12 protein-coding genes are annotated in these 22,254 nt (G+C 62.3%); 1 reads left to right on the forward strand and 11 read right to left on the reverse strand.

The genetic code is table 11. The features are described from left to right. Positions 1 to 85: 85 nt before the first annotated feature. From EXY20_RS28310 to EXY20_RS28360, 11 genes are all read right to left on the reverse strand, one after another. A complete protein-coding gene (locus tag EXY20_RS28310) occupies positions 86 to 2,134 on the reverse strand; it encodes a hypothetical protein (protein ID WP_207671348.1) in 2,049 nt (682 codons plus the stop codon). A gap of 51 nt (positions 2,135 to 2,185) precedes the next feature. Beyond that, the gene (locus tag EXY20_RS28315) at positions 2,186 to 4,066 is read right to left on the reverse strand and encodes a heparinase II/III domain-containing protein (protein WP_167859580.1); all 1,881 of its coding nucleotides are present in this window, start codon (positions 4,064 to 4,066) and stop codon (positions 2,186 to 2,188) included. 282 nt (positions 4,067 to 4,348) lie between these two features. Then, positions 4,349 to 5,380: a dienelactone hydrolase family protein gene (locus EXY20_RS28320; RefSeq protein WP_135555643.1), complete on the reverse strand. Its 1,032-nt coding sequence runs from the start codon at positions 5,378 to 5,380 to the stop codon at positions 4,349 to 4,351. 208 nt (positions 5,381 to 5,588) lie between these two features. Beyond that, positions 5,589 to 10,568, reverse strand: a complete 4,980-nt coding sequence (locus EXY20_RS28325; RefSeq protein ID WP_135555545.1) for a fibronectin type III domain-containing protein — start codon at positions 10,566 to 10,568, stop codon at positions 5,589 to 5,591. 323 nt (positions 10,569 to 10,891) lie between these two features. Then, positions 10,892 to 11,779, reverse strand: a complete 888-nt coding sequence (locus EXY20_RS28330) for a carbohydrate ABC transporter permease (protein WP_135555546.1) — start codon at positions 11,777 to 11,779, stop codon at positions 10,892 to 10,894. 51 nt (positions 11,780 to 11,830) lie between these two features. Then, positions 11,831 to 12,730: an ABC transporter permease gene (locus EXY20_RS28335; RefSeq protein WP_135555548.1), complete on the reverse strand. Its 900-nt coding sequence runs from the start codon at positions 12,728 to 12,730 to the stop codon at positions 11,831 to 11,833. 90 nt (positions 12,731 to 12,820) lie between these two features. Continuing rightward, positions 12,821 to 14,563 carry an extracellular solute-binding protein gene (locus tag EXY20_RS28340; protein ID WP_135555549.1) on the reverse strand — a complete coding sequence of 581 codons (1,743 nt, stop codon included), beginning with the start codon at positions 14,561 to 14,563 and terminating at the stop codon, positions 12,821 to 12,823. A gap of 105 nt (positions 14,564 to 14,668) precedes the next feature. Continuing rightward, positions 14,669 to 16,315 (reverse strand): response regulator, encoded by a 1,647-nt coding sequence (locus EXY20_RS28345; RefSeq protein ID WP_135555551.1) that lies wholly within the window; start codon positions 16,313 to 16,315, stop codon positions 14,669 to 14,671. Positions 16,316 to 16,333: 18 nt separating this feature from the next. Then, entirely contained in the window at positions 16,334 to 18,136 is a 1,803-nt protein-coding gene (locus EXY20_RS28350; protein ID WP_135555552.1) for a sensor histidine kinase, read from the reverse strand. Between the two features lie 858 nt (positions 18,137 to 18,994). Beyond that, a complete protein-coding gene (locus EXY20_RS28355; protein WP_135555554.1) occupies positions 18,995 to 19,660 on the reverse strand; it encodes a DNA-binding response regulator in 666 nt (221 codons plus the stop codon). A 124-nt stretch (positions 19,661 to 19,784) separates the two neighbouring features. Continuing rightward, a complete protein-coding gene (locus EXY20_RS28360; RefSeq protein ID WP_135555556.1) occupies positions 19,785 to 20,165 on the reverse strand; it encodes a VOC family protein in 381 nt (126 codons plus the stop codon). Positions 20,166 to 20,444: 279 nt separating this feature from the next. On the opposite strand from EXY20_RS28360, the gene EXY20_RS28365 reads away from it, so the two are divergent. Further along, entirely contained in the window at positions 20,445 to 22,019 is a 1,575-nt protein-coding gene (locus EXY20_RS28365) for an NAD(P)H-hydrate dehydratase (RefSeq protein WP_135555557.1), read from the forward strand. The last annotated feature ends 235 nt before the right edge of the window (positions 22,020 to 22,254 follow it).

Consider the following 22,254-nt stretch of genomic DNA (forward strand, 5'->3'; position numbering starts at 1 on the left):
CCCGCCTTTCTTGTCCTACGCACCATTTTATCACTTCTTGCGGTGCGTTGCGACAGCGGGCTATCGGGCGGAGGAACCGGTCGGATCAACGCGGCCGTTTCCCTTCGACGAACGTTTCGCCGTAGTGATCGGAAATGCGCAGGTAGCTTTCGGCCGCCGCTCCGTTGCCCCAGTCGAAAATCGTAAACTCGCCCATGTAGTCGTCTTCTGCGCGCGTCCTGCCGCCATGGCCGTAATTTTCCATCATGAAGCCGTAGTCCCGTTCGCCGAAAAACGGCCACGCCGCTTCCCAGCGCGTCTTGACCGCCGCGTTCTCCGGGCAATACATCAGGGCAAACGAAGCGTACAACGCCGCAAGCCCGCGCTGCACGTACTCCTCTTCGCCAAGCTCCTGTCCGTAACGGATAATCGTTTCGGCGAACAGGCTTTGCCGCGCGTCGTTCCATTCGCCGTCGGCGTTCATGACGCCGAAGCCGCCAAGCGCCGGCACGAATATATATGGCGGCTGCCACGACGCCTGTGTCATCAGCAGTTCGTCCAGCACGCGCCTGCCAAGCTGCAGCCAAGCCGCATCGCCCGTCTCGCGATAACATTCGAGCAGCGCCTCCGTCGTCCAGAACATGGAGAAATTGCACTGTTTGTACATGTTGTTGCGTTCCGCCTTGCGCCCGAGCAGCAAGTCGTGGCCATACCGGCAGCACGAATAATACGTTTCAAAATCTTCCCAGCGGCCGGTCGGCACGACGAACGCGGCAACCGCCGCCATCGCGCGCAGCGCGGCATCCCGGTAGCGCGTTTCGCCGGTCAGGCCGTGCAGCATGAGCAGAAACGTAACCGACATCGACGTTTCCGGCGAATCGTCGAGATCGCCTTTCGGAGCCAATGTGTCAGGATCGAGCCAGCCGGGGAAAAAGCCTTGCTCGTCCTGCACGGCAAGCAGCGATTCCGCATAACGGACCGCGTAGGCAAGCAGCCGTTCGTCCCGCTCCAGCTCCTCGTACCAGCGCAGCATCAACAGGCACGTCCAGCTCATGTCGAGCAGGTGCAGCGGCGCTTTTTTCACGTCCCAGGTGAACGGATTGCGGTTCGAGTTGCCCCAGTAGCGGGTGTCCCAGCCTTTGGATCGGTTGAGCGTACGGCCATCCGTCTCGATCGTTTCCATCTCCGCGGCGATTACCGAAGGAAACAGCCCGTTCGTCTGCGGCGCCGCCAGCGCCAGCTCCTTCGCCATCAGCGCCCGCTGCACGCAAGCGTCGTTGCCGGTGCGTTTGCCGTAGCGGTACAACCCCGAAGCCGAACGCAACGAACTGAACCACGCCTGGTTCCAGATCGAGCGGAATTCCCGCTCGTTGACCGGCCCGGGATAATTCGGGCTTTGCGTCACGTTGACGATGAATACCGGCGCGCCTACCGTACGACCGTCCAGCTCGAATTGCTGCCAGACGGCCTCGCCCCAGCCGTCGAACGCCCAAGTGTACGCATGCCGCGCGTACGCTTCGAGCGGGCCGCGCAGCGGCTCGCCGGCTGCGAACAATGCGCGTCCCCAGCCGTCCCACAGGAACGACAGCACGCGTCGCCACGGATTGGCGATCGCCTTCGCGTCTTCGCCGGCGAACAGGTAGAAGCCGAACGTCAGCCGCCCCGCCGGAAAAATCGCGCCCTCGCGCCGCTCGAACAGCACATGCTCCTTCACCGCGGTTGCGGTCATACCAAGCGTAAGCTCGTTGTTCGGCGCATCCAGGTCCATGTACCAGCGCGGCGCGTCGGCGGCGCCGGACGCGGACTGCGCCGGCATCGCCGCCAGCGCTTCCGGGTCGGGCACAACCGTCAGCAGCCGGCTGCCGTCGTGGACGATCAGCGCTGGCGACCGGAACGCATGCTGGTCGATGACATGGGCGTCGGTCGGCGCCAGATGCGGCGCCCAATGAAACGTCGGCGCAAACGCCGGCCGGATCGCGACGCGCCAGTCGTCCTGCGGCGTATCCGCCGGCAAGTCGAACGACAGCGACACATGCGCCGCGTCCGGCTGCGGGTACGTCACGGCGATGGCCGGTTCCTGCCCGCCGAGACGGCTGCAGCGAATCGAGCCAATATACCGCTGCAGCGGCCGCTCCAGCTTGATCGATAGTTCCATACTTGAATCCCCCTTCGCCTAATCCGTGCCTTGTGACGATCGAGCCGGCAGCTACCGTTCCAGCGTTACGGCGATGCGGCGGCTTCCGCCGGACACCGGGGTTCGCTCCTCCAGCACGATGCGGTACATGCTGTCGCCCCAATTGCGGCGCAGCCGGCTTTCCATCCATTCGACCGGCTCGATCCTCGCCGAAAGCGACTTGCCATCGTAGTGAATTCGCGCAGTGCGATCGGGCGCGTAACGCAGCCGGACGATCCCTTCGCCGGCCAGCTCCGGCATACAAGGCGTCATCAGGCTGTAAAAGACGCCGGCCGGCTCGCCCGCAAGCGTAAACTCGTCGGCTACCTCCACGGCCGCTTCCGGTACGCGCACGAGCCGAACCGTACGCCTCCAGGCGCCGATACCGGCTTCCGCGGGATACGCCGCCGCAATGTCGAACGCGGCTTCGGCCCTTTCTTCGCCGCTGCGGAATTCGGCGCGCTTGGCGCGGAACGACGCTCCCGCCGCCTGCATGACGCCGCGCACCGTCGGCAAATTATGGTACTGCGACTGCATGTACCAGATGCCGTACCGGTCCGCGCCGAACGTTTGGCGGTTGTATTCCTCCGTTCCGAGATCGATCAGCAGCGGCAGCCCGTCGGCGAACACGACGAAGCTTCCGACATCGTTGTGGTTGTGCGACTCGGCGTTGTGGCCGCCTTTGGCCGCCACGAACAGGCCCGCCTCCGTCCCCTCCCGCTCGCGCGCCGTCATCACGTGCGTTTCCCCGAGCCACGCTTCGCGCACATACGGTGCGAGCAGCGCATGCGCCAGCCGCTCGCGCTCATGAAACAAATCGCGCAAGTATCCATACATGCCGAACCAGATATGGATGCGCGGGGGACCGCTTTTGGGCCGGCTGGCGCCGAGCCGCTTCAAGCTTTCGTCATTCGTGCGCACGCCGTATTGATAGACGACGTCGCCCCCCGGATCGGCTTTGGCGTCGCAATCGGCGAACGGCACATAGAAGGGGCCGTGAATATGCACCTTGTACAAATAGGCGCCGATATCCCGCACGATCGGTTCGGCGAACGCGTCGATCCGGCCTTCGGAGGCAAGAAGCAGCAGCTCCAGGCAATCGAGCAGCCCGCCGCCCGAAGAGCTCCAGTAAGACGGTCCTTCGTCGCAGCAGCCGTCGGCCGGGTACGTGCGGACGAACGCGTCCAGGCTGCGCAATATTTTGCGGATGCCGGCTTCCCTGGTCCCGGAGTCCGTCTCCAGCAGCAGAAAAGCGGTCAGCGCCGCCCCGTTGCACCACGGGTTCCAGTTGTTGACGCGCACCCCTTCGAGAAAACCCATCCACCAGTAATCGTCGCGGGCCAAATACGGCAGCAGCAGCCTGCCGCGCACCTCGCGGACGATGCGTTCGCCGATGCGCATGCTGATCGCGTCGAAGCGGCTTCCGAGCAAGTAACGCACCCAAACGAGCAGCTTGGCCGTTTCCGCCGTAATCAGCTCGACCATATGGTCCGACTCGTCCGGCAAACATTCGTCCATGTTCACCTTCCAGTGCAGCCGGTGCAGCGGGGGCGTCCACGTCGTTTCTTCGCAGATGGCGTATACGCCGTTCATGATTGGGTCGAGGAACCGTCCTTCGTTCTCCATGCATTCGGCGATCGTCAGAATGCCGAGCGCGCTGCGCCGCTCGAAGACGGCATTCGAACGTGTGCCGATGTCCCCGGTACGCCAAAAGTCCATGTAGTCGGACACTTTGATTGCCGGCCAGGCAAAATCCTTGTAAGTTTCGGCCAGCTCGATCCAGGTGCGCCGCGATTCGGGCAGCAGCGATTCCCACGCCTGCCGGTCGTCGATTTTCGGAATCGGGGCAAAGGTGTCGACGCCTTGCAGCAGCTCGCCCAGCCGCGGATTCGTTCCGAACCGTTCGTACAGCATGATAAATCGTTCCCTCCTTTCGCCATCGGTCTGCTCAAAATGGCCAGACCTCGAAAATAAGCCATGTTTCATTGGCTATTTCGACAATTGTTGCCGTCTTGAAAAAATAGCCAGTGATTTCACTGGCTATTCGGCAGAAAAGCTCGTTTGAGCAGTTATTTGGTTCAAATAGCCAGCGTATTCGCTGGCTATTTACGTTGAGGCCGTAAAATCCGGCCAATAGGCCATTTTTTACGGGCTATTTTGCTGAACGGCCCAAGAGGCCCGCTCCGCCGGCCCGCTTCAAGTCAGCTGCAGCTCGCGCGCCAGAAAATCGTACGCCACCGCTCCGCTGATGCGGTGATCCCCGGCGAACACGTCGCGCTCCAGCTTCTCCTCCGCGCCGAGCAGCGCATACGCGGAAGCCAGTTGGTCCAATGCGGCCAGCGTCGCGTCGATCGGGAAAATCGGATCCTCCGTGCCGGCTTCGACAAGCAGCGGCCGCGGCGCGATCAGGCAGGCGATGTCCGGCAGTTCGGCATGGCGCTGCAAGCCCGGCACATAGTTGTCGATGCAGTGGTGCATCGCAAGAATGCTGCTTGCGAACGTGTTGATGTAGCCGCTGACGACAGCCGCTCGGACCCGTTCGTCGAGCGCCGCTGCAAACGTGACGACAAGGCCGCCGCCGGAAATGCCCATCGCGCCGATCCGCAGCGCGTCGACGTCTTCGCGCGACGACGCGTAATCGATCGCCCGGATCGTTTCGTACACGCGGTGCCCGGCCATCGTCTGGCCGAACTGCAGCAGGTGCGCGGAAATTTCGTGGCACGAGCTGTACGTATCTTTCCGCTGCGCCTCCTGCAGCCGCCGGTCGCCGAAGCCGAGCAGCTCCGGCACGATGACGACGAAGCCGCGCTTCGCCAGCCGGACGGCAAACTGATGCTGGTAGCCGGGGTCCGTCTGCACGCTTCCATCCTTGTTCAGGCCGACGATTTCCTTGCTGCCGTAGCCGTGCCCGTGACAGGCGACGACCGCGGGACGCCGGGCGTTCTCCCCCGGCTGCCGCTCCGGCTCGAGCACATAAACCGGCATCTCCAGGCCGGGGTAAGTCGTAATGACGACTCTCTTGCGCACGTAGCCGTCGCAAGCGACCGCCTCGATTTCGCGTGCGGCAAGCGGCGCCGGCTCAACCGGGAAGCCGCCGAGGTCGGCGGCGAATTGCGGCAGCAGTTCCTGCCGCCAGGCGCGCCATTCCTCGACGCTGCGCGCGCCGAAACGGAACTTCGGCGTCGTGTGCCGGATCATCGCTTGCAAATAGTTGTCGGGTGCCCACATTACGTTCACCGTTCCTCGCCTGTTGTTTGGTGTTCCCACATCATCCCTTTTCATAATCGGCTATCGCCGCCCCCGATGCAATAGAAGAATAATGACTAGCTTTATCTTTTTATATCCAGTTCCGCATCGAACGCAAGAAGAAACGCCTTGCGGGGCCCAAAACGCAAAAACGCGGGGGCTTTCGCCTCCCGCGTTTCCGCCATGCCGGTTACGGCATGTTATCCACTTTAACGAAGATCGGGCGTTCGCCGACGTTTACCGTCACTTTGCCGCTTGCGATCGTCAGACTCGACGTGACGCCGTCGGTGTCGCCGTCCGCCATCTGCACGAGCGACGCCGTTGTCGGCGAGCCCGCAAGCGTCAGCTGGTAATTGCTCACGCTCGTCTGGTTGCTCGTTGGCGCCCAGAGCACGTAAGCGCCGCCGCTGCCGGTCGTGCTTTTGAACTTGTAAATCGTGACGTTGCCGTTGCCCGAGCTTTGTTCGCCGACGTAGCGCATGCCCGCCAGCGTGTTTTTCAGCGTATAGACGTAGTAGTAGGACGTTTTCGGCACTTCGCCGCTCGGGATCGTCGAAACGAGACCCGACGTATCGAACTTGGTCGTGCTGTTCGGATCCGTATCGGAGAACATGAACAGCTGCGCCCTGTCCACGCCCGCCGCCGCTGCCGCCAAATACGAGCGGACGATCCACTGGCCCTGCACCTCGTTCACGCTGAATGTCCCGATCGGCGGCGCATGCAGCACCGAACCCTGGTTCGTGTCGTAGCCGAACTCGCTGAGCCAGATTTCCTTGCCTTGCAAATAGCGGTTGCGGTAATCGACGAACGTCTCCAGCTGCGCCTTGAGTCCCGCCGCTTCCGGGCTGATGCCGGCGCCGCTCGGGCCGTAGCTGTAGATGTGCACGTTCAGCACGTCTGCCGGGAAGCTGCCGCCGCGGTAATAATCCGACCATACCTTCATCGCCTTGATGTAGTTGACGTCGGGATTGGACAGACCGGCCATGACCAGCTTGGCGTTCGGATCGGCGTTCTTCACGCCGAACGTATTGCCCATGCGCCCCTGGTCGCCGTCATAATCGGCGCTCGACATCGCCGCGAACTGGTACGGCGTAAAATAGCTGTCCACCGAACCCCAGTTGGCGTCGTCCTCGTTCCCGTTCTCGAAGTAGCTCATGTAGCCGAGGCCGGTGCTGCGCGTCTGCCCCGACGCCAGCTTCAGCTTGTTGTCGGCCACAGCCGTGCTGCCGTAGCGGGCGACGGACTGGAACATGTGGTCGGCATGCGCCGCGTAGGAAGCCGGAAGCAGCGGATTTGCGCCGGAAGCGAGCGGTTTTTTGCCCGCGCCGTTCAGCCATTGCACGCTGCCCTGAATCGCCGGATGCACGTCGACGCCGGCATTGTGCAGCGTCTGGTAGTAGGCGTCGAAATTCCAGCCGCCGCCCGCCCAGCTCGGATTGAATTTGTTCTGGTTGTTCGGGTATCCCGGATAGGAGATCGGCGAACCGTCATACGCATCGCCTTCGTCCCAGAACCAGTTGTGATACTCGCGGACGTTGCCGACCGCCTGCATTTTCGTCGTCGAGTTCGTAATCAGCGCGTTGACGCCGATCAGCTTATCCATCGCGGGCAACGTTTGCGGCACCGGCGACGGGACGACGTCGATGTTCGTGCCCAGGCTTTTGCCGTACACGACGATCTCCGGCACGTAAATATTGCCGTTCGTGATTTCCACCCGCAAGTAATGCGTCGACGGCACGCTCACGGCGTGATTCGTCCAGCTGTTGCCCGGGGAAGCGAGCATCGGATCCTGGAACAGCTGCGTCCAGTTGAACGGCGAACCGGCGGATACGGTAAAATTGACGCCGGCGGGACCGCCGAATTTGTCATAGACGAAAATGTTGTCGATTTCGTAATCCTGGCCGAGGTTGATGATCGCCGCGCTCGGGATGCCATAAGAGAACCCGCCGCCCGGATACCAGGCGTTGATCGGCGTGCCCCCCGTGCCGCCCAGCGGATCGCCCGCCAGCGTTTGTTCGTCCAGCAGCAATCCCGGCTGTCCTTGCCCGGTTTCGCTGAGCGCCATCGACGGGTCGAGCGGAATTTTGCCGAAGACGCCGTTCGTGCCGGTGAGCGTCGTCAGTGTGGCCACGTTGGACAGCGCCGACGTATTGCCCACTTCATCGCTTGTTTTCATCGCAAAATAGTATGTCGTCGACGGCGACAACCCGCTCACCGTCATGTTCTGGCTCGCGCCCGCCGCAGCCGGCGCCGGTTCGCCCGTCACCTGCGTTGCGCTCGCCCAGTTGCCGCTCGTGATCGTCGACGAGCTGTAGCGGATGTCGTACGACGTCGCCGTGCCCGTATTGCCGTCGTCGCCGGGCGCCGTCCACGTCAGCTTTGCCGACACGGTTGTCGCGTTCGACGCCGCCAGATTGGCGACCGCCGCCGGCGCCGTCGTATCCGGCGTTCCGGTCGTGGCCGCGGACACGACGTTCGACAGCAGCGACGTATTCGCATACGTGCTCGTCGGGCTCGTGTAATTCAGGTCGCTTGCCTTCATCGCGACGTAATACGTCGTGCCCGGCGACAGGCCGGTCACGGTCATCGATTGGCTCGTGCCCGCCTCGGTCGGCGTCGGCTCGCCGGTTGCCTGCGTGGCGGCGGCCCAGTTCGCTTCAGTAATCGGCGACAGGCTGTAGCGCACGTCATAGCTGCTCGCGTAGCCGAACGGGTCGTCGTCGTCGCCCGGCGCCGTCCAGGAAATCGCGATCGAGCTGTTGGATGTCGACGTCACGGCAAGATTCGTTACGGCGCCGGGAGCGGTCGTGTCCGCCGGCGCGCCGGCGGCGGTGAACTGGATTTCCGCCAGCTTGGCGTTGCCTGCCGGCGACGTCAGCACGAAACGGACGTCGGAGGCGAGGAGGTTGACCGTGTGCGTCAGCCAACCGGCCGTGCCCGTGAGCGTATCGGTATACAGCAGGCTCCACTCGCCCGGGCGGCCGGCATAAACGGCCAATGTCCCCGTTCCGCCGGTCGTATACGCCTTGATCTGGTTGATCGAACGCGTCGTGCCGTACGTGTAGCCGAAGTTGACGTTCATCGCCGCCGGGTAGCCGGCCGGGTCCCACGTCGTTGCCGTGTTGCCGTCGATCAGCTTCGTCAGGTCGCCGCCGCCCGCTTCGCTCACCAGCTTCGAAGCGTCGAGCGTGGCGCCCCAGGCGACGTTCGTCGCTTTGCTGCCGACGTTCGACAACGCCGATACGTTGCCGGCGTCGTCCGTCGCCTTCAGCGCAAAATAATACGTCGTGTTCGGCGAAAGCCCGCGCACGATTTTGCTTTGCGTTGTACCGGCGGCCGTTGGCACCGGAACCGTCGCGACCGGCGTCGCGCTCGCCCAGTTGGCGCTCGTGATCGTCGCCGTGCTGTAGCGAATTTCGTACGACGTCGCCGTGCCCGAATTGCCGTCGTCGCCCGGCGCCGTCCAGCTCAGCTTGAGCGACACCGCCGAGCACAGCCAGTAATCGCACGTGGCCGGGTTGCTGTCGTTGTCGTCGTTGTCGACGGTCAAGTTCGCCACCGTCGCCGGAGCCGTCGTGTCGGTCGTCGTCGTGGCGGCGCTCGCCACGTTCGACAGACCGGATTCGTTCGACACTTCGTCGCGCGTCTTCATCGCAAAATAGTAAGTCGTCCCGGACGCCAACCCGCTCACCGTCATCGATTGGCTCGTGCCCGCCGCGGCCGGAGCAGGTTCGCCGCCGACCTGCGTCGCGCTCGCCCAGTTGCCGCCGGTAATCGTCGCCGTGCTGTAGCGGATGTCGTACGCCGCCGCCGTGCCGGTTGCGCCGTCGTCGCCCGGCGCCGTCCACGTCAGTTGGATCGACGAGGTCGTTGCGCCGCCCGCCGCGAGGTTCGTCACCGCCGCAGGCGCCGTCGTGTCGCCGAGCGACGTCGTCGCCGCGCTCGCCACGTTGGAGATCGCCGACGTATTGGCGTAAGTGACGGTCGGGCTTGTGTAATTCAGATCGCTTGATTTGATTGCAAAATAGTACGTGGTGCCCGCCGTCAGTCCGCTCACGGTCAGCGACTGGCTGGTGCCCGCCTCGCCAGGCGTCGGTTCGCCCGTCGCCTGCGTGGCGCTCGCCCAGTTCGCCTCGGTAATCGGCGCCGTGCTGTACCGGACGTCGTAGCTGCTTGCGAAGCCAGCCGGATCGTCGTCATTGCCCGGCGCCGTCCATGTCAGCCCGATCGCGCTTGACGATTGGGCGGTCGCCGCCAGCGACGTCACCGCTCCCGGCGGCGTGTTGTCCGGCCCCGCTCCCGCTCCGACGAACTGGATTTCGCCAAGCTTGGCGTCGCCGGAAGGCGAAGAAAGCACGAAGCGGTAGTCGGCGCCAAGCACGTTCACCGTATGCGTCAGCCAGCCGGCCGTGCCGGTCAGCGTGTCCGTGTACAGCAGGCTCCAGGCGCCGGGGCGTCCGACGTACACGGACAATGTGCCGGTTCCGCCGGTTGTGTACGCCTTGATCTGATTGATCGACCGGATCGTACCGTACGTATACCCGTAATTGACGTTCATGGCGGCCGGGTAGGAGGCCGGGTCCCAAGTTGTCGCCGTGTCGCCGTCGATCAGCTTCGTCAGCACGCCTCCGCCCGCTTCGGCGATCAGCTTCGACGCGTCAAGCGTCAAGCCCCAGGCGACGTTCGTTTTTTTGCTGCCGACGTTCGACAGGCCCGAAACGTTGCCGGCATCGTCCGTCGCCTTCAGCGCAAAATAATACGTCGTGTTCGGCGTCAAGCCGCGCACGATTTTGATTTGCGTGGTGCCGGCGGCAGTTGGCACCGGCACCGTTGCGACCGGCGTTGCGCTCGCCCAGTTGGCGCTCGTGATCGTCGCTGTGCTGTAGCGGATCTCGTACGACGTCGCCGTTCCGGCGCTGCCGTCGTCGCCGGGAGCCGTCCAGCTCAGCTTGAGCGACGTGGACGAACAATGCCAGAAATCGCACGTCCCGGGGTCGCTGTCGTTGTCGTCCTGATCGGCGGTCAAATTCGTCACCGCAGCCGGCGCCGTCGTGTCCGGGTCGGCGTATGATCGCCCGCCCGGAGCCAGATTCGCCGCCAGCATCGTTACGGCCAGCATGATGACCGTAAGCCATGTCGTTCCCTTGTTGCCCGTCATTCGTTTCCTCATTCGCGAGTCTCCTCCATGAGTACGAATAGTAAAATCAATGAAATCTCTTCAAACCAATCTCCTTCCCGGCATCAAACCGTTGCTTCCGGTTATGCAGCGTCGCTCCTCGCCGTCCACTCCCCCTTTCCGCCCGCCGCGGAAAACAAAAACGCCGCCTCGCAACCCCATCATCCCGGAATGTTCGGCAACGTTTTTCAATCCGCACACCTCTATCATCCCGGAGGCGGCGCAAGTTCGCAATCGGACTCTGATGCGTTCCGTTATCTTTCGATATCCTTTTTTTTGGCGGCTCGGCACCATCCCCTGCGGGGCCGCCGCTCTTCCTACTCCTTGACGCTGCCGAGCACAATGCCGCTCATGAAGAACCGCTGCAGGAACGGGTACACGCACAGCACCGGCAGCATGCCGAGAAAAATTTGCGCCGCGCGAATCGCCCGGTCGTTCAGCTCGGACAAGAAGCGCAGCATCGTCGGGTCATTGATCTGCGTCATGTCGAGCCGCACGACGATCGTCTGCAAATAGCTCGCCAGCGGATAATGAATCGGGTCGTTCATATAGATGAGCCCACCGAACCATTCGTTCCAGTGGCCGACGATGGTGAACAGCGAAACGGTGGCGATCGACGGCATCGACAGCGGCACAATAATGCGCCACAACGTCTGCCAGTGGCCGGCGCCGTCGATGAACGCCGACTCGGACAGCTCCTTCGGCAAGTTGCGGAAGAAGTTGAGCATCAGCACGACGTTAAAAATCGGCACCGCGCCAGGCAGCACAAGCGCCCAGATGGAATCGAGCATGCCGAGCTGGCGAATGACCATATAAGTCGGAATGAGGCCGCCCGAGAACAGCATCGTAAACACGAACACCCACGCGTACCCGGTGCGGAACTTCAGCTGGACGACATCCTTGGACAGCGGATAAGCGGTCAAAATCGTCAGCGTCATGTTGATGAGCACGCCGAGCAGCACTCTTTTGCCGGAAATGCCGATGGAAGTGAGAAATTCTTTCTTCTCCGCCACGAACGTATACGCCCGCGCGGTAAAATCGACCGGCCACAGCGTCACCCGGCCCGCTTCGATCGCCGCCGCCGAGCTGAAGGAGACCGACAGCACGTTCAGCAGCGGCAGCAGGCAGGCAAGCGACATGACGGCAAGAAACGTATAGTTGAAAGCGATAAACAGCTTGCGGCTCGCGGAGCGGTGTTCGACCACGCGCGCCCCTCCTCTCCTCGTTGCGCCTTCGGACAAACCCAACGCGCCGGGCTAAAAAATGCGGTAATTGGCGAAACGATAAGCCAGCATATAGGAAACCGAAATGAGCAGCAGCGAAATGACCGACTTGAACAGTCCCACCGCCGTGGCGACGCCGAACTGGCCGTTGCCGAGCCCGATCCGGAACACGTACGTGTCAAGGATGTCGCCGGTCGAATACACCGACGGATTGTACAGGTTAAACACCTGGTCGAAACCGGCGTTCAGCACGTTGCCGAGGCTCAGCGTCAGCATCAGCACAACGATCGGCACGATGCTGGGCAGCGTGATGTAGAGCGTCATTTTCCAGCGGCCGGCGCCGTCGATCACCGCCGCTTCGTAAAGCGCCGGGTTGATGCCGGCGATGGCGGCCAAATAAACGATCGTGCCGAAGCCGAACTCCTTGAGCACGTCCGTTGCCACCAGCACGTATGGAAACAGGTGCGAATTGCCGAGAAACAGCACCTTCGGGAAGCCGAGCCAGCCGAGAAACTGGTTGACGATGCCCGCCGATGGCGACAGCACGTCGATCAGAATGCCCGCCATAATGACCCACGACAGGAAGTGCGGCATGTACAGCACGGTTTGTACGGTTCGTTTGAACAGCCGTTTGCCGACTTCGTTCAGCAGCAGCGCCGTGGCGATCGGCGCCACCAGGCCGGCGGCGATTTTCATCAAGCTGATGAACACGGTGTTGCGAATGACGGCCATCGTGTCCGGGAGCCCGTAGATGTAGCGGAAATGCTCCCAGCCCACCCATTCGGAGCCGAGCAGCCCGTTCATCGGGTTGAAGTTTTGGAACGCAATCGCAATGCCGACCATCGGTCCGTAACAGAACAGCAGCACCAAGGCAAGGCCCGGCAACAGCATCAGATGCAGCGGCAGTTCCAGCTTCCAGTTTCTGCGGGCCATGAGATGCGCCCCCTTTCGTCGTTGTCGGGAATCAGTCGCGTGACAGACGAAAGGGATAGAGGCAGCCCCCTATCCCCAACGCTTCGCCGCTTATTGGATTTGACCGCTGGCGTTCACTTCGTCGAGGATGTCTTTGCCGCCGGAATCCATCCACTTCTTGACCCATTCGTCGAACGATTCGAGCGGCTTCGTGCCCATGATGATTTCCGTAAACGCTTTGACCTGGCCGTCCCGCAGCGTCGGCCCTTTGGCGACCATCGTCGGCGTCGGCGATCCGGTGTAGGCGGATTGCAGGATGCGTTTGTTCTTCTTGTACTGGCCGAGCACATCGAACACGCTGCCCGTATCCCACAGTTTGGCTGCCGCCCATTGCGTTAAGTCGCCGGCCTTGTATTTCTGCACCTGATCGTACGCGTCCTTCTGGGTGGCGTCGAGCTTGGCCGGGCTGTTCGCTTTCAGCGCCTCCTGCACGGCGTAGAACGTATTCTGGTTCGTGTCGGCGAAGCCGCCGCCGATCGGCGGATACATATGCAATCCGTACGATACGCCGTTGGCGGTAACCGTATGGTGCGTCATGTCCTTTTTGTTGAACAGCGTATCCATCACGTAATTGAGCAGGATGAACGGCGCTTCCGGGTATTTCGACTTCTTGCTGACGACGTAAAATTGCGACGGCATCCCGCCCGTGCTTTGCGCGAGCACCGGCTTGTCGTCCGCGGACGGAATCGGGTAAATGCCCCAGTCGGCGTTCGGATTGTCTTTCTTCATGTTGTTGATCGGCCAGGTCGGCACCCAGAAGGCGCCGAATGTCATGCCGACTTTGTTCGACGTCGCCAGTTCGGCCGACTTGTTGCCGTCGATGACGCTGAATTCCGGATAAATCGCGCCCGCCTTGAACAGCTCCTGCAGCTTGCCGAGCGCCGTTTTCACTTCCGGCTGCGTATCGGCCCATACCGCCTTGCCATCCGCGCCTTTCAGGAAGATCAGGTTCGTTCCGGAGCCTTTGGTCGGGTTGAACGGATACGCGTGATAGCCGTTGAAGAAGCCGTCCAGACCGGACCAGCCGTTCCACAGGTTGTAGTCGAGGCTGAGGCCGTACGTGTCGTTTTTGCCGTTGCCGTCCGGATCGTTCTTCGTGAAGGCGATAGCGATCTTGATGACGTCGTCCATCGTTTTCGGCGGCTCCAGGTTCAGCTTCTTCAGCCAGTCGGTGCGGATGAACAGGCTGTGCGCGTCGTCCATGCCGCCGCCGTTGGCGGGAATGCCCATGATTTTGCCGCCTACGGTAGCCGCCTTCAGCCGCAGGCCGGTGCCTTCCTCAATGCTCGATTTGGTAAAATCGCTGGCGAACTTCTTGTACGTGTCGGTCAAATCGGCGATCGCGCCGGCTTGCACCAGCACCTGGAACTGCTGCGAATCGACCAGCATAAAATCGGGCAAATCGCCGGACGCCATCGTAACCGCCATTTTGTTCTGGTATTGCTGGTCGCTCACCTTCCATTTGTTGACGACCTTGATGCCGAACATGCTTTCGAAATCCTTGGTCCAAATGTTCGTGTCGAGCGAATCGCCGTTCTGGAATTTGACGCCCGCGTTGACGGCGCGCACCGTCGTCAATTCGATCGGCGGATCGTACTTGCCCGTCGGCCCGGTCGGCGCGGACGGTCCTTTGGCCGTCGCTGCCGGCGACGCGCTTGCCGCTGTCGACGCCGATGCCGCCGGAGACGAGCTGGCGTCGCCTGATTTGCTGCCGCCGTCGCTGCATGCGGCCGCCGTCGTCATGACGAGCGACAGCGCGATAAGCGCCAGCGCCTTGCCTTGTTTTCGTGCCATTTGGCAACCTCCCCTGATTGTCGCATTCGGAAATCCCTTGCAAGCTTCATTATGCGGGTGGAAGGTGTCTCATAAAATAGTAAAGGTATGGCTTCCTTTATCCTTCTATATCTTCTTGAGCGAATCGCGGTACTCTTGCGGCGTCAGTTTGGTCGCTTTCTTGAAGAAGCGGGTAAAATACGGCGCCGAATCGTAGCCGACGCTCATCCCGACCTCATGGATTTTCAGGTGCGATTCCGCCAGCAGCCGTTTGGCCAGCTCGACCCGTTCGGACGTGATGTAGTCGCTGATGCTCTGGCCCGACTTCGCCTTGAACAGGCGAGACAAATAGAATGGCGTCAAATACACATGATCGGACAACCGGTTCAGCGACAGATCGCCGGCGATATTGTCCTGCACGTACTGGTACACCCGGTCGACGACTTCGTTCGTTTCGGTTTCGCTTTCGTCGCTCATCCGCTCGAACAGCCGCTCCGCCGTCTGGCGGAAATAAGCGGCCGCTTCCGCCCAGGAAGCATGCTCGTGAATGGCATACAGCTTCGACGGTTGCCCGCCGGCGCCCAGCGCGGCGAATGCGTCCAGCCGGTTCATGTGCGAGACGAAGATCGCCGTCAGCTCGAAGAAGGCTTCCAGCGGCAGCCCGCTGTGCAGCGACGGCGCCCCTTCGACAGAAGCGGCGATATCGTCGAACAGGCGAAAAAACTTCTCCCGATCCTTCTGCGCCAAATATTGGTCGAGCAGCCGGATCCGCTTAACTTTGGCCCGCGCCTGGCGGTCGCTGCCCTCCGCGAACCGCTCGTCGGACAGCAGCATTTCGCTGCCGAGTCCGAGCCCGCGCTCGAACAGCGCGCTCAAACTGTCGTATTTGGCCGGAAGCGCTTCCCAGGAGCAAGGCCCGCTGGCGACGACGAACGAAAGTGCGAGCTGCAAATATTGGCTGCAGGCCGATTGCACCGATTCCAGCATGCCGAGCATATAGGCCTGCAGCCCGTCTCCCTCCGCACCGGGGGCGAAAGCGGCGGCGAACTTGCCGTCTCCCGGCTGCATCAGCCAGACGAGTCGTTCATGTTCGCCGGGCAATTGGAACAGCACGAAGTCGCGGGAAAAAAATTCGCGGAAAATGTTGTCCACCGAATAGCGGAACAACGCCTTGTCGCCGCCGGCGATATCGTCCCGCCACTTGTCGATGCGGCCGATCGCCGCCAGCACGGGACGGTCGGCTTCGAACGGAAGGCCAAGCTCGGCGAACTGCGCCCGGCGCGACCCTGCCGAGGGAGGATCGCCCGCCAGCAGCGAGCTCATGTACTCCTTGCGCAGCACGGGCAGCGCCGCCTTCATCTGCTCGCGGGCGCCGACGATCAGGCGGTCGTACGTCATTTCTTCGTCGATGAGCGCAATCGATTTGGCCAGCGCCGCCAGAATCGGTTCGTCGCCTTCCGTCTTCAATACGTAATCGACCGCCCCGCCGCGAATCGACGACTGGATATACGAAAAATCGTTGTACCCGGTCAAAAAAATAACTTTGCAGCGCGGCCACAGCCGCACGATTTCGCGCTGCAGCCGGGTGCCGTCCATCTCCGGCATCTGGATGTCGGTCAGCACGATGTCGATGCGCAGCTTGCGCGCGATGTCGAGCGCTTCTTCCCCGTCGTACGCCTGATGCAGCTCCAGCGGATAATCCGACTGGGCAATCGTTTCGGTGAGCCCTTCGACGATAATCGCTTCGTCGTCGACGATCAGCATGCGGTACATTCGTCTGTCCCCTTTCGGTTACGCCGTGTCGAGCGGCAGCCGAATCGTCACCTTCAGCCCGCCCAGCTCGCCTCGTGCCACGGAAATGCCGTAGCCGTCGCCGAAGCGGATTTGCAGCCGCCGATGCACGTTCAGCATGCCGGTGTATTCCATCTCCTTGCTGCGGGAGGCGAGCCGATCGCCCAGCCGACGCAAGTCCTCGTCGCTCAGTTGATCGCCGTTGTCGGCGACGGCAATGAGCAAATCGCCGTCCCGGCGTTCGAACGATACGTCGATGCGGCCGTTTTTGCGCTTCTCCTCGAGCCCGTATTTGTACGCGTTTTCGATGATCGGCTGGAGGAACAGGCGCGGCACGCGTTGCCCGGCGCAGTCGTCCGGCAGCTCGCCGAAATCGACGCGGATGCGGCTTTTGGCGAAACGGATGTTCTGGATTTCCGCATACGTGCGGGAATGTTTGCACTCCGCGGCCAGCGTCGCTTCCTCCGCCGCATTGCGCGTGATGTATTGAAAGTATTCGCCCAGATGCTGGCTGAACCTGACGACGCTTTCGTTGTCGTTCATTTTGGCAAGGCGGTACAGGATGAAGTATGTATTGTACAAAAAATGCGGATTGATCTGCGACTGCAGCTGCTTCAGCTCCGAGCTTTTGGCGCGGATGTTCTGTTCGTACACTTCGTGAATGAGCACCTTCAGCTTCTCCGTCATCATGTTGAACCGCTCGAACAAGTACAGGAACTCGTTGTTCGGCCGAGGCAGCGGCACCGGCTCGAGATTGCCCGCCTCCACCTTGCGGAAGGCGGCGATCATTCGCTGCAGCGGCTTGTGGATCAGCCGGTAAATCCAGTAAGAGTGCACCAGCACGACGAAAAAGGAAAGGATCGACAGCAGCCACAGCATCGTCCGGTATTTGGCGAGCGGGCCGAGCATCTTCTCCTGCGGCACGAAGGCGATCAGCGTATAGCCAAGCATCCCCGACCGTTGGCAGGCGGCCATGAAGACGCCGTTGTCAAGCTGCAGCTTGCTGTCGCTGCCTGAGGAGGCGGGTTCTTCCGGCGCGCTGCCCGCTGCGTCGACCGCCTCCGGGTCCGGGAGCGGGGAATGCAGGCGCACGTAGTTCTGCAGTCTTGCGGTGTCGCCGGCCGATTGAATGGCGGCCACGACCCAGCCCTGCTCCGTCTGCACAAGCGCCGCCCCCGCGCCGGCCTGGCCGAAAAACGACTGCAGCGCCGTCTTCATCACATCGAGATTCAGCTCGATTGACAGCAGGAACGTTTGCTTCATCCCGGGCAGGTCGGAGCCCGGATAAGCGACGGCGAGAAACAGCCGGCCCTCCCAATAATACGTGCGCGGCCCTTTTAGCTTGAATACCGGCTCGACCGCCTTGAAATCGTCGTCGAGCAAGTCGCTGATCGTCTTCTCCGTGGACAGCGTCCGACCGATCGTGGCGATGTGGGCGCTGACGCTTTTTACATACAGGCTGGAGCTTTTGATAATTTGCAGCTTGTTCTGGATTTGCGTCACCGTGTCCGCCCATTCGGCGATCGACATCGTATGGCTGACGAAGGCGAGCCGCTGCAAGTCCTTGTCGACGATATATTGCTGCAGCAGGCTGAACAGGTGTACATTCTCCGTATCGAGCGATTGCAAATAAAAATCGACGCGCGTCTGCAGCGACGTGGACAACTCCTCGCGCACGCTCGTTTCGCCGAGCTTGTTCATTTCGAGCCCGATGCCGTACAGCGGGGCAATCACCATCAGCAGCGCGATGACCAGTCTGGGAAAAATCGTGCTCGTCGGGCGCCGCCAAGCGAGAAGGGCCATATCCGATCGCTCCTTGTCCCGGAAGCGAGCGACCTTGCGCCGTAGCCGGGGAATATGCAAGCCGGGAAATCCCCACTACTTTCGCCGGGCAGGAAGGAATTTCCTTCCGCTATCGTCGCCACACCCCAAGGAACACGCCCGGGAACCTCCTCCCGCGGCGGACGTTACCCTAAATCTACCCCGCGCCGACAGGGGAAGGAATAGCCGAACGATATCTTCCGTTATCCTTTTATATCCACTTCGATTTGGCGCTAGGCAAGCGGCATACCGGCCGAGCCTATAACGACACGTTAGCTTGGCTCGCCTGCCGCTGCCGCAACCAACAGCCATCATCACGCCTGCCGCTGCCGCAACCAACAGCCACCATCGCGCCTGCCGCACTTCTACCCGTCGCTCTTGAACACGATACGCTTGTCCCGGGCCGCTGCTCCAGCCGCCAACTTGTCCGATCCGCCGCTGCAACCGGCCGTCCCTCCGCAAACATGTTGTCAGTCAGGTATCCCCTTGACTCAGACTGGAACAGGGATGTCCACTCTGGAGCTTCCTTTCTGCCCGTTATCCCCTCGACTCAATCTCAAGCGTCAACAAGTTACCGTCGCTTATTCTTACAACCTTGCATACTCCTCCCCAACGGCCGCCACAAGGAAAATAGGCCCTATTTTCCGGCTTATTCGCCTCATTTGGCCCCCCATAACGAAAATAGCCAGCGAAATCGCTGGCTATTTTCTCGAATGGGCTGTTTTTCCGCCGCCGCCGGGTGAATAGCCAGCGAAATCGCTGGCTATTTTCGCAAGCAACCCGCCATAACGCGAAATAAGCCATTTTTCATTGGCTATTTCCGGCGCGCGTGCGCGCAAGCTACAAAAACAACCGCCTCCCGGCGTCGTCCAGTTCGTACGCGCGAATGCGTTCGCTGCCGCCCGCCCCGCGCAGCAGCCGCTTGTGGCACAACCCCTGCAGCGACTGCCTCGCATTTTCCGCATGCACGCCCAAATGCTCGGCCTGCAGCTTCGGCGTAATCGGCCGCATCGCCATCGCGATGTAGCGCAGCACCTCCTTCTCCTTCAAGCTCAGCTCCGCCTGAGCGGCAGCATCGCCGTAGCAGCGCCCCATCACGTGCAGCAAAAATTGCTGGCAGCGGCGCGGCTTGTGCTCGATATCGTCGGAGGAGAACCGGTATACTTGCCAGCCGTCCAGAATCAAATGATTCTGGCGCATGAGGCCGTCGCCGAATTTCCAGCGGTCGACGTCCCGCAGATGCGGGCCGAAGCCGTCCAGCGCAAACTTGATTTTGTACGGCGCCCGCAAATAGGCAAAATCGAGATAACGAACGCCATCGGCAAAATCCTGCACCTCATACTCCGGGTGCAAATGCTGAAAATTGCCGATCGCCAGCCACCAGACGCGCTGCAAAAACAGTTTCTCCAGAAAGCCGAGCCCTTCCCGCAATCTTCTCCTCCTTTCCCCGTCGCTGCTCTCGCGATGATGCCGTATGAACGCTTCATACGCCTCCTCAAAGCTCAATTTGACCCCTCCTTCGTTTGACACGAACGCCGCCTCCAAAACAAAACGCCACCTTTCCCGGTTTCGGAAAAGATGGCGTATGCTTTACGCGCTCGTTGCTCCTATTGTACCACACAAGCCGGCGTCACCGCTGAAAAAATTCCAGCTTTTCCCCGTCCGGCCCGTAAAAAAACGCGATCCGCGCGTTCAGCGCAGGCAGCTCGCGCGACTTCTCGTCGATCAGCTTGACGCCGCGGGCGCGCAGCTTCTCCACTTCGGCGTCGATATCGGTGACGGTGAACGCGATATGATCGACCTTGCCTGCCGCCGGAATGCCGTCGTGGCCGCGGCTGATCAGCTCGATCTGGACATTCTCCGATCCCGGCAGCGACAGCAGGCCGAGCTCCAGCTTCTCGTCCACGCGAACGCGTTCCACGAGCCGCAAGCCGAGCACCTCCGTGTAAAAAGCTACCGACACGTCCATATCTTTCACCATAACGCCGATATGCTCGAGCTTCGAAATCATCTTCCTCTTCCTTTCCTGTCCGGATGTGCCTTCTTCTTGGACAATAGCACCTTTGTCCGGGAAAGGCAATGGGGGCATGAGCGTTCCGCGTCCCGACCGTTCGGCCCGAAGCGAAATAGGCCATGAAAAATGGCCTATTTCGCCGAATACCATCCCCGGAATCAATATGCTATAGTGATTTTATTGATCGCTGCCAACTGCCAATAAAGCGCCTGCGCGGCGGGAATGCGAATCGAAGCGCTGCAGCAGGCAAGGCGCCGACGGGAGGAATTTATTGCGATGTATATCGTATCCGCTCAACAGATGCGGGCATTGGACGCGCACACGATCGAAACGATCGGCATCCCGTCCGCGGTGCTGATGGAGAATGCCGCGCAAGCGCTGGCGGCGGAAGTTGCCGCCGTCGCCGAACGGCTGCGCCTGGCAGGCGAGCGCCGCAACGGGCGCTGGCTCGTGCTCGCCGGCAAAGGCAACAACGGCGGCGACGGCCTTGCCGCGGCGCGTATTCTCCAAGGGCGCGGCATCGCCGCCGACGTGCTGCTGGCCGAACCGCCGAACCGGCTCGGCGAAGACGCCGCGCTGCAGTACGGCATCGCCGTGCGGCTCGGCATCGTCGCGCGCGTCTTCGCCGACAGCGGCTCCGGCGTTGCCGGCGCCGGGTCCGGCGGCTGGGACGCGTACGACGGCATCGTCGACGCCCTGCTCGGCACCGGCACGCGCGGCGCGCCGAGGGAGCCGTACGCGGCGATGATCCGCCGCGCCAACGCCAGCGGCCGCCCGATCGTGGCGGCCGACATCCCGAGCGGTCTCGACGCCGATACCGGCGAGACACACGAGCCGTGCATCCGCGCCGAACGCACGGTGACGTTCGCTTTCCTCAAGCGCGGCTTGACGCAGTATCCGGGCGCTGCCGCGGCCGGCGCCGTATCCGTGCGGCCGATCGGCGTGCCGGAGCCGCTTGCCGCCGCGCACGGCGTAAACGTGCTGGCGCTGACCGAACGCACGCTGCGCGAACGGCTCGGCGTCGACGTCAGCCGCTCGCGCGCCGCCGACGCGCACAAGGGCACCTACGGCCACGCGCTCGTCGCCGCCGGCACGCCGGCCATGAGCGGCGCCGGGCTGCTGTGCAGCCGCGCGGCGCTGCGGGCCGGCTGCGGCCTCGCCACGTGGGCGCTGCCCGCCGGCTTGGCGCCGCTGATGCCCGGCGCGCTGCCGGAGGCGATGCTCGCGGCCGTGCCGGACGACGGCGCCGGCGGCTGGACCGCTTCGTCGGCGGCGGCGCTGCTCGCGCTAGCCGAAAGCCGCGACGCACTGGCCGTCGGCCCCGGCATGGGCCGCTTCGCCGGCGACACGGCGTGGCTGCACGCCGTCTGGACAGGCTGGCGCGGGCCGCTCGCGCTCGACGCCGACGCGCTGAACATGCTTGCGGACGCGCCGGATTTCGCGTCCTGGCCGCGCCGCGCGGCGGCGACCGTGCTGACGCCGCACCCGGGCGAAATGGCGCGGCTTGCCGGCATCGCGACGCGCGACGTGCAGCGCGACCGGATCGGCCTGGCCGCGCGCTATGCCTCCGAGCACGGCGTCACGCTCGTGCTCAAGGGCGCCGGCACCGTCGTCGCCGCAGCGGACGGTTCCGCCGCGTACGTAAACGGCAACGGCAACGCCGGCATGGCGACCGGCGGCAGCGGCGACGTGCTGACCGGCATCATCGTCGGCCTGCTGGCGCAAGGCATGAGCGCCGTGCAGGCGGCCTGCTTCGGCGTCTGGCTGCACGGCGCCGCCGGCGACCGGGCCGCGGCCAAACGTGCCGCCCCCGCTTCGCTGCTGGCCAGCGACATCATTGAAGAATTGTAGCCGCTGCAGCCGGCTGCAGAATAAGGCTGATTTCAGTTACTACTTAGGTCTCGCTCTTTAAGGGGAGATTTTTTCTTGCAGCCCGTAACGTTTGTGATCTCCATTGTGGACGTTCGATCTTCCCACGAGCGGGTACCATGGCTGAATGCTCGAGCGAACGGAAGCGGAACACAGCGCTGTTATTTTCGCATGTTTCGTCTCATGGGGTGTTTTTTCATCCATCAGCGGCTGTGAG

The sequence above is a fragment of the Paenibacillus cymbidii genome, assembly GCF_004764705.1.
Taxonomy (GTDB): Bacteria; Bacillota; Bacilli; order Paenibacillales; family NBRC-103111; genus Paenibacillus_AN; species Paenibacillus_AN cymbidii.

Excerpts from the sequence above, each read along its gene's own strand:
- EXY20_RS28310 (WP_207671348.1), bottom strand. The coding sequence starts at position 2,134 with ATGGAACTATCGATCAAGCTGGAGCGGCCGCTGCAGCGGTATATTGGC.
- EXY20_RS28315 (WP_167859580.1), bottom strand. The coding sequence starts at position 4,066 with ATGCTGTACGAACGGTTCGGAACGAATCCGCGGCTGGGCGAGCTGCTG.
- EXY20_RS28320 (WP_135555643.1), bottom strand. The coding sequence starts at position 5,380 with ATGTGGGCACCCGACAACTATTTGCAAGCGATGATCCGGCACACGACG.
- EXY20_RS28325 (WP_135555545.1), bottom strand. The coding sequence starts at position 10,568 with ATGAGGAAACGAATGACGGGCAACAAGGGAACGACATGGCTTACGGTC.
- EXY20_RS28335 (WP_135555548.1), bottom strand. The coding sequence starts at position 12,730 with ATGGCCCGCAGAAACTGGAAGCTGGAACTGCCGCTGCATCTGATGCTG.
- EXY20_RS28340 (WP_135555549.1), bottom strand. The coding sequence starts at position 14,563 with ATGGCACGAAAACAAGGCAAGGCGCTGGCGCTTATCGCGCTGTCGCTC.
- EXY20_RS28345 (WP_135555551.1), bottom strand. The coding sequence starts at position 16,315 with ATGTACCGCATGCTGATCGTCGACGACGAAGCGATTATCGTCGAAGGG.
- EXY20_RS28350 (WP_135555552.1), bottom strand. The coding sequence starts at position 18,136 with ATGGCCCTTCTCGCTTGGCGGCGCCCGACGAGCACGATTTTTCCCAGA.
- EXY20_RS28360 (WP_135555556.1), bottom strand. The coding sequence starts at position 20,165 with ATGATTTCGAAGCTCGAGCATATCGGCGTTATGGTGAAAGATATGGAC.
- EXY20_RS28365 (WP_135555557.1), top strand. The coding sequence starts at position 20,445 with ATGTATATCGTATCCGCTCAACAGATGCGGGCATTGGACGCGCACACG.